Annotated in this window: 10 protein-coding genes; 6 read left to right on the top strand and 4 right to left on the bottom strand. The window is 47.2% G+C overall.

Features of this window, described 5'->3' with window-relative positions:
* Positions 1-47: 47 nt before the first annotated feature.
* The 5 genes from QUA54_RS02845 (at position 48) to QUA54_RS02865 (ending at position 4,755) form a co-directional block, all read left to right on the top strand.
* The gene (locus QUA54_RS02845) at positions 48-212 is read left to right on the top strand and encodes a hypothetical protein (protein ID WP_172188025.1); all 165 of its coding nucleotides are present in this window, start codon (positions 48-50) and stop codon (positions 210-212) included.
* Positions 209-1,630, top strand: coding sequence for a trigger factor (gene tig, locus QUA54_RS02850; RefSeq protein ID WP_333413105.1), 1,422 nt, complete (start codon positions 209-211; stop codon positions 1,628-1,630). The genes QUA54_RS02845 and tig overlap by 4 nt, the downstream gene beginning before the upstream one ends.
* Before the next feature lie 297 nt (positions 1,631-1,927).
* On the top strand, positions 1,928-2,617 hold the full coding sequence (clpP, locus tag QUA54_RS02855; protein WP_172188021.1) for an ATP-dependent Clp endopeptidase proteolytic subunit ClpP: 690 nt from the start codon (positions 1,928-1,930) through the stop codon (positions 2,615-2,617).
* Positions 2,618-2,626: 9 nt separating this feature from the next.
* Entirely contained in the window at positions 2,627-3,970 is a 1,344-nt protein-coding gene (clpX, locus tag QUA54_RS02860; protein WP_172188019.1) for an ATP-dependent protease ATP-binding subunit ClpX, read from the top strand.
* Between the two features lie 26 nt (positions 3,971-3,996).
* Positions 3,997-4,755, top strand: a complete 759-nt coding sequence (locus QUA54_RS02865; RefSeq protein ID WP_333413108.1) for a GNAT family N-acetyltransferase — start codon at positions 3,997-3,999, stop codon at positions 4,753-4,755.
* A gap of 2 nt (positions 4,756-4,757) precedes the next feature.
* Here the strand turns inward: QUA54_RS02865 and QUA54_RS02870 are convergent, their stop codons facing one another.
* Entirely contained in the window at positions 4,758-6,815 is a 2,058-nt protein-coding gene (locus tag QUA54_RS02870; protein ID WP_333413110.1) for a DNA polymerase III subunit gamma/tau, read from the bottom strand.
* Between the two features lie 538 nt (positions 6,816-7,353).
* On the opposite strand from QUA54_RS02870, the gene QUA54_RS02875 reads away from it, so the two are divergent.
* A complete protein-coding gene (locus QUA54_RS02875) occupies positions 7,354-8,265 on the top strand; it encodes a hypothetical protein (RefSeq protein ID WP_333189393.1) in 912 nt (303 codons plus the stop codon).
* Between the two features lie 17 nt (positions 8,266-8,282).
* Here the strand turns inward: QUA54_RS02875 and QUA54_RS02880 are convergent, their stop codons facing one another.
* The 3 genes from QUA54_RS02880 to QUA54_RS02890 form a co-directional block, all read right to left on the bottom strand.
* Positions 8,283-9,005, bottom strand: a complete 723-nt coding sequence (locus tag QUA54_RS02880; RefSeq protein ID WP_333413112.1) for a DevA family ABC transporter ATP-binding protein — start codon at positions 9,003-9,005, stop codon at positions 8,283-8,285.
* 103 nt (positions 9,006-9,108) lie between these two features.
* On the bottom strand, positions 9,109-10,269 hold the full coding sequence (gene devC, locus QUA54_RS02885; protein WP_333413113.1) for an ABC transporter permease DevC: 1,161 nt from the start codon (positions 10,267-10,269) through the stop codon (positions 9,109-9,111).
* A 173-nt stretch (positions 10,270-10,442) separates the two neighbouring features.
* Entirely contained in the window at positions 10,443-12,086 is a 1,644-nt protein-coding gene (locus QUA54_RS02890; RefSeq protein ID WP_333413115.1) for an HlyD family efflux transporter periplasmic adaptor subunit, read from the bottom strand.
* Positions 12,087-12,154 lie beyond the last annotated feature (68 nt).

Below are 12,154 nucleotides of genomic sequence, written 5' to 3' on the forward strand. Positions count from 1 at the left end.
CTCCACTTTCCTAGCAGCAAAAGCTAGTATCCTCACACTAAAACTATTTGGCAAAAGCCAAAAAAGTAGCCGGTTACGACTTACAGTCTCATCCGGTAGAGGTGTTTGTAGTTGTGCCGCTACAAGTCAAAGCGTACAAACTTAAAATGCAGGCAAAGTCAGATTTGTATGTATTTTATTACACTATTGTTAAATATCAAAAAAGCCGATGAAAGTAACCCAGGAAAAACTTCCAGCTAGCCAAATTGGTCTGGAAATCGAAGTACCGTCAGAAAAGTCAAAACAAGCTTACGAACAAGTAATTAAACAATTTGCTCGCGAGGTCAATATTCCTGGGTTCCGCAAAGGCAAAGTTCCCCGTCAAGTTTTGCTACAGCGCCTGGGTCAGACTCGCTTGAAGGCGACTGCTTTGGAAAATTTGATTAATGAGTCGCTGCAAAAAGCCCTCGAACAAGAAAAAATTCCGGCAATTGGCAGTTTTGAACTGCGCACCGAGTTTGAAGAATTATTAGCTAAGTTCGATCCAGAACAGCCTCTGATTTTTTCGGCTAAGGTTGACGTAGAACCAGAAGTGAAATTGGGTCAGTACACAGGTTTGCAGCTTCAAGCAGAAGAAGCTAAGTATGATGAGGCTCAGGTAGATGAGGTACTGGCAAAATATCGATCGGACAAAGCTGCTTTAATCCCCGTAGAAGGCCGGCCGGCTCAGTTGGGAGACACGGCTTTGGTAGATTTCTCCGGTAGATTTGCGGAAGCACCCGAAGGCGAAACTCCCGCAGAAATTCCCGGCGGTCAAGCAGAAGATTTTCAAGTAGAATTGTCGGAAAATCAGTTTGTACCGGGCTTTATCCAAGGCATGATCGGGATGAATCCGGGAGAAACCAGAGAAGTTTCCGTGGAGTTCCCCGATGAGTACAGCAGTGAAGAATTAGCGGGAAAACCAGCAATCTTTACGATTACCCTCAAAGAACTTAAGGAAAAAGAATTGCCGGAGTTGGACGACGACTTCGCCCAAGAAGTCAGCGAGTTTGAAACTTTAGCAGAACTCCGCGCATCCCTCGAAACTCGGTTTAAAGCAGAGCAAGAAAACAAGACATCAGCTAATAAGGAAAAAGCTATATCAGCAGCACTCGTGCAGCTAATAGAAGTGGAAATTCCCGAAACAATGCTCGATCGCGAAATCGATTATTTGTTGAATCAACAAGCCGTCCAATTGAAAAATTACGGCATAGATATCAACCAACTGTTTACGGAAGAAAATATGGGCCCGATGCGGGAACGCTCGCGTCCGGAAGCAGTCGATCGGCTCAAGCAGACTCTAGCTCTGGCAGAAGTAGCCAAGCTGGAATCCTTATCTGTGGAAGACGCAGAAGTAGCAGCAGAAGTAGCAAAAGTCAGAAAGCAGTTTCCCAAAGGAGATTTTGATCCCCAAAGGTTGCAGGAATTTGTAAGGGAAGACTTGCTCAAACAAAAAACCCTGAAATGGTTGGAAGAAAAAGGGACAATCGAACTCGTCCCTGAAGGCTCTTTGAATCCCGCAGCAGAAGAATCAGAAGAATCAGACGCTGAAGTTTCAGAAGAAGAAGAAGCAGCCACAAGCGTCGAAGTGGAAGTTGTAGGCGAAGAATAGAACTTAATGTGTTCAAATGTCCTAATTGGGGGCATGGAATCAACCGTGGTTTTAACCGCGCACCCGCAGCTTACTGGAAGCTGCGGGTGTCTATTAGAAGCAGCAACGATTTACAAGTAAGTGTTTTAACTCATTCACGCCGCCAGCGTTGTGCAAAGCGCACAAAGCAATCTCACGTACTCAAAACTCCGCATTTCCCCGATATCCGTTCAGAAGAGGCATAATAGTTAAAAGCTGGCGGCTTAATTTAAAGCTTTCATCAGCAGCAAATTGTCTAGAATCCTTGACTGGTGTCTTATGGTTGTATCTCAATCTTCCAATTACCTAATTACAAGCTATAACGATTTTGATGTCAGTACCAGCCCCAGCAATGTAGTGCCGATGGTACTAGAACAGTCGGGGATGGGCGAGCGGGCTTTTGACATTTACTCGCGCTTGCTGCGGGAGCGAATTGTGTTTTTAGGAACTCCCGTAACCGACGAAGTTGCTGACTCGATAGTGGCTCAGCTATTGTATCTGGATGCCGAAGACCCAGAAAAAGATGTCCAAATGTACATAAATTCCCCCGGCGGCTCGGTGACGGCCGGCATGGCAATTTATGACACAATGCAGCAAATCCGCCCGGATGTGGTGACGATTTGTTACGGTTTGGCAGCGAGTATGGGCGCATTTCTGCTGACAGCAGGAGCAGCCGGCAAGCGGATGTCTCTTCCGAGTTCCCGGATTATGATTCACCAGCCGCTTGGAGGCGCTCAAGGTCAAGCAGTTGATATTGAGATTCAAGCCAAAGAAATCCTTTATCATAAGCGTAAGCTGAATCAACTGTTAGCGCACCACACAGGTCAACCGATCGAGAAATTAGAGGCGGATACTGAGCGCGACTTCTTTATGTCAGCCGAGGAAGCCAAAAATTACGGTTTGGTCGATCGAGTTATCGAAAAGGAAAACCTTCCGGCGGCGGGAGAGAATGTCACTGCACTGAATTAAGAGGCTGTTATGTCTAAGTACGACTCCCATCTAAAATGTTCGTTTTGTGGCAAGTCTCAAGAGCAAGTACGCAAGTTGATCGCAGGGCCCGGGGTGTATATCTGCGACGAATGCGTGGACTTGTGCAATGAAATTTTAGATGAGGAGTTGTTTGACTCGAGTGCAGTGCCGGCAGCGGCGGTGGCTCCGAAGCAGGAAACGACGCAAAAGCGCCGCGCTACCTCGGGCAAAAGTATGTCGCTGAGCCAAATTCCGAAGCCGAGGGAAATTAAAAATTACCTCGACGAAAATGCGATCGGGCAAGATGAGGCGAAAAAGGTGCTCTCGGTGGCAGTTTACAACCACTACAAGCGCCTGAGCTTTATCCATGCAAAAAATAGTGGCAAACACCCGCCGGAAGAAGTAGAACTGCAAAAATCGAATATTTTGTTAATCGGGCCGACGGGCTGCGGAAAAACTCTGCTGGCTCAGACTTTGGCGGATATGCTAGACGTGCCGTTTGCGGTGGCTGACGCGACGACGCTGACGGAAGCGGGCTATGTCGGCGAAGATGTGGAAAATATTTTGCTGCGGCTGCTGCAAGTGGCAGATATGGACGTGGAAGAGGCGCAGCGCGGAATTATTTATATTGATGAAATTGACAAAATTGCCCGCAAGAGCGAAAATCCTTCGATTACGCGGGATGTGTCGGGTGAAGGCGTGCAGCAGGCGCTGCTGAAAATGCTGGAGGGGACGATCGCCAATGTACCTCCCCAAGGCGGCCGCAAGCATCCCTATCAAGACTGCATCCAAATTGATACCAGCAATATCATGTTTATTTGCGGCGGCGCTTTTGTCGGTCTTGAGAAAGTAATAGAGCAGAGAACGGGCAAAAAGTCAATGGGTTTTATTCAGCCCGGAGAAGCTCAGCCGAAGGAAAAGCGGGCCGCTGACGTTCTCAAGCAACTGGAACCGGATGATTTGGTGAAGTTTGGGATGATTCCTGAGTTTATTGGGCGGGTACCGGTGGCGGCGGTGTTGGAACCGTTGGATGAGGAAACGCTGATGGCGATTTTGACTGAGCCGCGCAATGCTTTGGTTAAGCAGTATCAAAAGCTGCTGAAGATGGATAACGTGCAGTTGGACTTTAAGCCGGATGCGATTCGGGCGATCGCCCAGGAAGCATACCGCCGCAAAACTGGAGCGCGGGCGCTGCGGGGAATTGTCGAAGAATTGATGTTGGATGTGATGTACGAGTTGCCGTCGCGCAAGGATGTTGCCCGGTGTACGATTACTAAGGAAATGGTCGAGAAGCGATCGACCGCCGAGCTGTTGGTACTTCCGTCTTCGCTGCCCAAGCCAGAGTCAGCTTAAAAGCAAGGTTTTCAGCACAGCCACTTATGGAATCTCGCATTCAATCATACCTGCGCTTTGCCGCGAGCCAGCAGCGCGACACCGAGCGGATCGGGCCGTTCCTCGCTACCTTCAGCCGCCACAGCGCCAACCCTTATCTGAACTATGCAATTCCCGACGACGGCGCCGCACCCTCGCTCGCCGATGTCAACGCCCTAATCGCTGCGTACTCTCAGCGCGGGCGACAGCCGCGTTTGGAGTATGTCGCGAAACTAGCGCCTGCTGTCGAAGAAACGCTGATCTCCGCCGGTTTCACCGTTGAAGGACGCTTGCCGCTGATGACTTGCACTCCGGGTTCCGAGAAATTGCTTCCCGTCCCCCCAGGCATCGAACTAATTTTGCCAGTTTCCGAGGCCGAGATCCTCGGTACAGCGGCGGCGCAACACGAGGCTTTCACAGAGGCTGCACCAAGCCCTGAAGACGTTGACACTCTTCGGAAAAGTCTGGCAGCAGGCAGCATCGCGGTACTCGCCCGCGTAGAAGCAACGGGCGAACCTGCGGGGGCTGGAATGTTTACTGTGCCGGCAAATCAGACGACAGAAATCGCCGGTATCGGCGTGCGCGTCCCTTTTCGCCGGCGGGGCATAGCAGGGGCCTTGACGGCCCGGCTGCTGCGAGAAGCTTTCGAGGCCGGTGTTGCGGTGGCGTTTCTGATGCCGGGACACGAAGAGGAATTCCGAGTTTACACCCGCGCTGGATTTTGTGCGATCGGCGAAATTTTGCACATTTCGCTGCCGCAAGCATAGATTTACCAATCTATAAAATCATCCTCATTTAACTCAGAAGATAACTCGGAAAAATCCGGTTCAGATTCCAATCTAAAAGTTTCCGACTCCCAAATCTCCAAGTCATCAGATAAATCGACTACTTCCCCGTCAAATATATCAGCCAACTTCCTAGCCGAATTTGCGACATCTCGCGCGTCATCACGCACCGCTACAGCCTGAGCGTTAGAGTCATTTTGAGAGTCTGTAGAGGCGTTTGTGGGCGATCGCGATTCCGAAGTTGTCGGCACATTAACGGCGGTATTTTCAGCCGCTATCGGGTGTTTTTGTTCTTCTCCACCCTTCCCCAAAAAATCATCTGTAATCTCAGAAGCCGCCGAGTTCTGCACCTGTTGGCCGGCATCATCCGCAGGATGAGAATTCCTGGGATTTTCGCCAACACGTCCGTTATAATTTGGCAAATTATTGGCGCGGGAACTATTACTTTCACCGGGATTTGTCAAGCCCACTTTTACTGTTACTCGACGGTTAAAAACTTGCACAAAAGCTTCTTCTATATTAGCTACTTTGTCTTTAACCATATTGAGCAACGGCTGCGAACTAATCTTAACATGAGCAGTATTATTGCTAAAAATTACTAGCTGTCCGTGTTGGCGAAGCAGCGATTGAGTGCCGTGCGGTCGCACGCGGTCAAGTATCTGTTCCCACACTCGATTTAAATCGATTTCATCGGCTGAATTAGTCGGTGAATAATTTGTTTGATTCGTTTCAGCAGTTGGTACAGGTGCGGGAATTTGTGCAGGAGGTGCGATTTCTTTTGGATTAGCCACAGGCGGCGGCTGAGGTGGAGGATTTTGCGAATTGGGAACTGAAGATTGTTCAATATTAGATGTCTGGTTCTCACCCTTGCTAAGGGGGGGTTGGGGGGGGTGAATTTGTGATGGAGCAACATTTTTCGCTGGTTCGGCTGCCGGTTGCTGCTGAGATCTAATTGCTGAGGGCAGCAATCCCAACAGCGTTACTTCCAGCCACAAACGCGGCTGAGTGGTATTTTTAATTTGCACTTCGTGGGTTTGCAAATGTTTCTGACCTGCCAAAATCAACTCGACATTCCAATCGCGGGCAAAATTGCAAATTTTTTCCCAAGTTGCAGATGTTAAAGCTACTAAATCTAATCGCTTTGGTGCAGTTTTGGCTATTAGCAAATCTCGGTAAAAGCTCGCGAGACTTTGCAGCACGATTAGCGGTTCCCGACCGCGATCCATGAGGTGGCGGGTCATGTCTATTAATGCTGTAGCGTTATCTGTATCAATAGCTTGCAGCAAATCCATTAAATCATTTTCAGGGACTGCACCGACTAGATCCCAAACTTTTTCGACTGTTACTTGACCGGGAAATAAGCTCAGTTGGTCTAGCAAACTTTCGGCATCTCGCAGACCTCCTTGGGCCATTTGAGCGACCATTTGTACTGCATCACTGGCAATATTGATATTTTCTAATTGAGCAATTTTGTGCAAGTGCGCAATCATTGCTTCGAGGGGGATGCGGCGGAAGTCGAACTTTTGGCAACGAGAAATAATAGTGGGTAATACTCTTTGTGGGTCGGTTGTTGCGAGGACAAATACAACGCGGTCTGGCGGTTCTTCTAATGTTTTTAATAAAGCATTAAATGCCTGGGTACTGAGCATATGAACTTCGTCTATTACATATACTTTATAGCGGCACTGTACGGGAGAAAATTGAGCTCGTTCGATTAAATCCCGAATGTTATCTACTCCCGTGTTGCTGGCGGCGTCAATTTCGATGACATCTAGCGTCGAACCTCGGGCAATTTCTTGGCAAACGTTGCATTTGCCGCAGGGTGTCGGGGTGGGGGCAACCGTAGAAATACAGTTGAGAGATTTGGCGAAAATTCTGGCACTGGAGGTTTTACCGGTGCCTCTGGGGCCGGTGAATAGATATGCTGGTGCTATGCGCTCTTGCAGGATGGCGCTGGTGAGGGTTTGGGCGATCGCCTCTTGACCGACTAATTCGGCAAATGTCTGAGGGCGATATTTGTGGTGCAGGGGTTCGTAAGTCACGATCGAATATGGGTGGTATTAGCTGTAATCTTAGCTAAGGAGACGTTGTTCGATCGCACCACAGCTCGACTTTCACAGCAAGCCGCCCGGTGGGCTTGCAAGGCGGGAGCGAGCGCACAGTAGGAATTAGCACCCTCCCAACGTCCGCGCCTCGATCGTCCGGGCGATCGACTGTTCTCCTTGATGTTTTCTGCTGTTCGCTCCCAGAGTTACGATTAATTTATGTGTATTTCTTTTTATTTTGCTAGAAACGGAGACCGCCGAACAAACATTTTTTTTCGCTCTATTGGTATAATATATTACAGACAATTCACCATTTCTTTTTGCCACTGCCAGCGCAGGATTTTCCGAGATTTCGGAAACCTGCTTGCTATTAAAGATAAAGTATTAATTAGAGGGTGCGTGCTCCAGTTGCAGAAATCCAGTTGTACCAAGATGATGGTGGAATGATGTCAATGTTGGTTGATCGAGTTGCACTACCAGCTCTACTCTGGAGTCCTGTATAAATATAGCGTCAAATTTTACCCTTTAAAAGCCCATGTCAACCCAAATAATCCTTGTAGAACCAAGGTTGGCAGTAGCCTCTCCCAAACCTAAACAGGCTAAACCCGGACATCCGTCCTCAGACCAACTCTTCATGGGAGCCTCGGGATTACTGTTGTTATTGCTTATCGGTTTAGCGGTGTTTACCAAGCTAAAACTCGGCGATTTGAGCAAAAAGCTCAAATTTGAGGAGTTTAGAAATCGAGAACTCCAGAAAAAATACAAAATGGCTCTGGAAACAATCTCAAAAATGGAAAAGAATCCCGACCTTATCCACTCCCGAGACTTTAATTTAGACTACTTGAGAATGCGGATGGCGGAAGAAGTTTTTCACTTTGGCATTGTGAACCAGATCAAGCAAAAAGTCAAAGACAAAATTAGTATTGCCCTACGTCCGACGCAGAGTGCGGTGGGAGAGAAAAACGGGTCGGCGGGCACCGGCAGGCAAGTGGATTCGATGTTTGATATCGAATACGAAACTGGCGATCCCGCAGTAAAAATAGAAAAACGAGTGCTGTTTCGGATTCAAATTAAGCTGATGAAACTGCCGACTCAGGCAACATCGGCGACAATTAATCAAATTATTGACTGTTTGGAAACTTATCTGAGTCCTTCTGACGACCACGACAGTTGGCAGCCGACAATTCAAGGTCGCATCGTTCATATTGAGTGGGATCAAAAAGCAAAGCCGACGCCGATGTTGGTGCTGGAACAGTCGAATGAAGGGGTGAATGTTACCTTTAGGACTACGAGAACGCCTGCCGGCAGACCTGCAAATGACCTTGAGAGGCAGTTGACAGGAGCGAAAGGCCAAAAAAACGGCAAAAGTAGTTCTAAAACTTCAGCCAAAGGTGCAACAAAAAGTCCTGCTAAGGTAGGAGGAAAGCGTCCCAGTTCCCGCAAATAAGTTTAGGTGGATTAATTTTATTTTTGCGAAAGAACGCCTGTGGCAGCGGCTGTTGATGTATCTTGTGCGAGGTAGCCGTCTTCCATGTGAATAATGCGATCGGCTATGTCTAAAATGCGGTTGTCGTGGGTGACCAGCAAAATAGTGCAGTGCTGTTCTTTGGCCAAACCTCGCATAATTTCTACCACATCTCGACCTGATTTACTATCTAGGGCTGCTGTGGGTTCGTCGGCTAATACTAATTTCGGCTGGCTGACTAATGCCCGGGCGATCGCAACTCTTTGTTTCTGTCCGCCAGAAAGACTGTCCGGGTAATAATCTATTCTTTCTCCCAAGCCTACAGCTTCCAGCATTCCCTCTATTTTATCATTAGTTTCTTGACGAGAAAGATGGCTGTGCAGTTCTAAAGACATTTGCACGTTTTGCCTAGCTGTCAAGCATTTGAGCAAATTGTGAGCTTGGAAAATATAGCCGATGTCGCGCCGGACTTTAACTAATTTATTTTTCCCGGTTCCCCGCAATTCTTGGTCGAGAATTTTAAGACTACCTTCTTGGATCGATCGCAAAGCTCCTATCAAGGTTAACAATGTTGTTTTACCAGACCCCGAAGGTCCAGTCATCAACACGATTTCGCCCGGATAAATTTCGAGGTTGATGTCAAATAATGTCTGTTTGCGAAGTTGTCCTTCCCCAAAGGAATGATTGAGATTTTTAATTGAGACAACTGGTAAAGTATTCATTGGTAATTTGTTGCTGTTAATTCGTAATTGGTAATTGGTATTTCCTTCTTCCTTCCTTCTTGCTTCTTTCTTTCTTTCTTCTTCCTTCTTCCTTCTTCCTTCCTTAAAAAATATCTGCTGGGTCAGCCGCCTGCAACTTCCTAACTGCGATCGCCCCCGAGACAGAACACATGATCACTGTCATTGTAAACACAGTTACAACTTTTCCCAAACTCATGTACATCGGTAAACTCGTAGCAGTTCTAGCTAAACCGTATAGCACCACAGAAATCCCAAGTCCTGGCAGATAACCAAGGATTGCCAAAATTAAAGCCTCTTGAAAAACCACACTCAAAAAGTAACCGTCTTTATATCCCATCGCCTTTAACGTAGCGTATTCTGGCAAATGGTCATTAACATCAGTATAGAGAATTTGATAGACAATCACGATTCCAACGATAAACCCCATTGTCGCGCCGAGAGTAAAAATAAATCCGATCGCCGTGCTTTCTTCCCAATATTTTCTCTCAAAAGCTACAAACTCTTCTTGAGAAGCAATTGTCACGTCTTGCGGTAAACTTGCCCTCATTTTTGCAATCACAGCCTTGACATCCGTTCCCGGTTGCAAGTGAACAATTCCGACATCAATTAAACCTCTACTTCTTCTACTATGAAAAATCCGCAGAAAGTTCAAATCGCTAGTAATAATATTGCCATCAGCACCGAAAGATGCTCCTAAAGTAAATAACCCCTCTACAGTAACGCGGCGGTTATCTATTTCAGTTTCCACAGGCTTTCCCTGGTTAAAATATTCTGCTACTGGGCCAAACTCCGGGCGCGAAGCTCGATCGAATAAAACGACATCGGGAAGTTTGATTTTGTCCAAATTATCTTTGACTTCCGGCATTTCAAAGATGGGATGACTGGGGTCAAAACCGATTACCATCAGTTGGCGGGTATTGCTTTTGTCTGGGGCGGGATTTTTCCACAAACCAAAGCCTAAATATACCGGGCTAATTCCTGTAACGCTATTAAAACTCAAAGCTTGATACAAACGCCGCTGGGGAAAACTTTTCATGGCTATTAAAGCCGTTGACTGGGTGCTGGTGATGAAAATATCGCCTTTTAGCTGTGCATGAAAGCTGACGGAACTTTCAAATAGTGCATCTCTAAATCCGAACTGTATAAACATCAGCAAGTCGGCGAAGCCAATGCCGGCTAGCGCGATTACTAAGCGCATTTTTTCGCGGGTTAACTGTGCCCAAGCTAGCGGTATTTTTGCCATAATCCTCCGATTTTAGATTTGAGATTTTGGGTTGGGGATTGAATAATTTTAGGAATTAAGCACGGGTGTTGAGCAACGGGTTTTTTTTACCCTTATATTTGATTCAAACCCTTAATCTCGGTAAAAAACCCGGTTTCTTGAGTCCCCATGCGTAAGTCCTGTAAACGTAAAATTTAGATATTTATTTTAACTTCAACCTGTAAGTTTGTTAGGGCTGCAACTTTCTTGCTCGATTCGGGATCGAGCCGAATTCTTACTTCGATAACTCTCGCGTCGGTGTCGGCGGCGGGGTCTGTATTAAGGACATCTTTTTTGCCGATTTGTTTGCCGATGCGATGGACTGTGCCTTCCAAAGTGCCTCCAAATACCGGGCTGCTGACGGTAGCGCGCTGGCCGTTTCGCACTTTGGCGATGTCGGTTTCGTAAATTTCTGCTATGGCGTACATTTGATCGGTGCCGCCTAGTTCTACGATGCCGTCTTGAGTGTTGACACCTTCTCCTTGTCGGCTGTGAACTTTGAGGATGTAGCCGGATACGGGTGCTTTGACGTAACTTAAGTTTAAGTCTACTTGAGCTTTTTGTTTAGTGGCGATCGCACTTTCAATGGCGGCTTGGGCGGCTTGCACGTCTTCGGGACGGACTTCGGCAATTTGGTCGAGATTTGCTTTGGCTTGATTGATTTGTTCTTGGCCGGTTTCTGCTTTTTGTTTGAGTATTGCTTCGGCTTGATTGATTTGTTCTCTACCAGTTTCTATCTTTTGATTTAAAGTGGCTCTAGCTTGGTTAATTTCCTGCCTGCCGGTTTCTAACTTGCGTTTGAGATTGGCTCGCGATTGATTAATTTCCTGCTTGCCTGTTTCTACTGTTTGTTTGACTGTCGCTTTTGTTTCGACTATTTGCTCTTGCAGTGTTTGCACTGTTTTTTCTAATACAGCTTGAGCTTCTTTGACTTTGTGGCGAGCCGTCTCTGTTACTAAGCGTTTGGTGTCGTAGGCGGAAGCAGAAATTGCGCCTGTTTCTGAGAGTTCTTTATTGCGTCGTTCCTCGGCTTCGGCGTTCGCCAATTCGGCTTTTAGCCGATCGACTGTAGCGTTTTGAGAGGCAATTTCGCCCCGCAATTGAGCTTCTAACCTAGCCAATTTGGATTGCTGCACCTCTGTTTCTCTTTCTAGTTGTGCCTCAAATTTGGCAAGATTAGCTTGTTCGGCTTCGGTTTCTCTTTGCAGCGCTGCCTCGAATTTGGCGACGTTAGCTTGTTCGGCTTCGGTTTCTCTCCGCAGTTGAGCTTCTAATCGGGCGATATTGGCTGATTCGCCTTCGGTTTCTCTTTGCACTTGTGCTTCAAACTTGGCAACTTCTGCTTTTTGAGCGCCGACAACGCCGGTTTTCGCGCCTGCTTGAATTTTCGCTAATTCTGCTTGTTTGACTTTGATTTCTTTGTCGGCTTGTTGGAGGATTGCTTGGAGCCGATCGCGCGTATCGAGAACTGCTATGATTTGTCCTTGAATAACTCGATCGCCCTCTTCCACCTGCAAGAGTTCAATTCTTGCTCCCTCCGACGCCGAAGGGGCCGACAATTTGATAACTTCCCCCTGCGGAGTCAACCTACCCAAAGCTGTGACGCTGGTGCGGGTGGCGACGGGAGTTGCAGCAGCCGTTGCAGCCGCTGCCTTTAACTCTTCGGCTTTTCTAATTTGAGATACTTGCCAAAAACCTACTCCTGTGGTAACGATAGTGGCAGCGATCGCTAAACCGATTACTCCTCGCCCTGGGGGTTTTAAAAATGATTTATCCTTGACCCGTGATTCCTTTCCCATGACTTATAAAGTAGGTGATTTCCTCATTAAGTTTTGCCCACCTACTATGAAGTAGTGTAAACCAAATT

Source organism: Microcoleus sp. MOSTC5, assembly GCF_036701825.1.
Lineage (GTDB): Bacteria > Cyanobacteriota > Cyanobacteriia > Cyanobacteriales > Microcoleaceae > Microcoleus > Microcoleus asticus.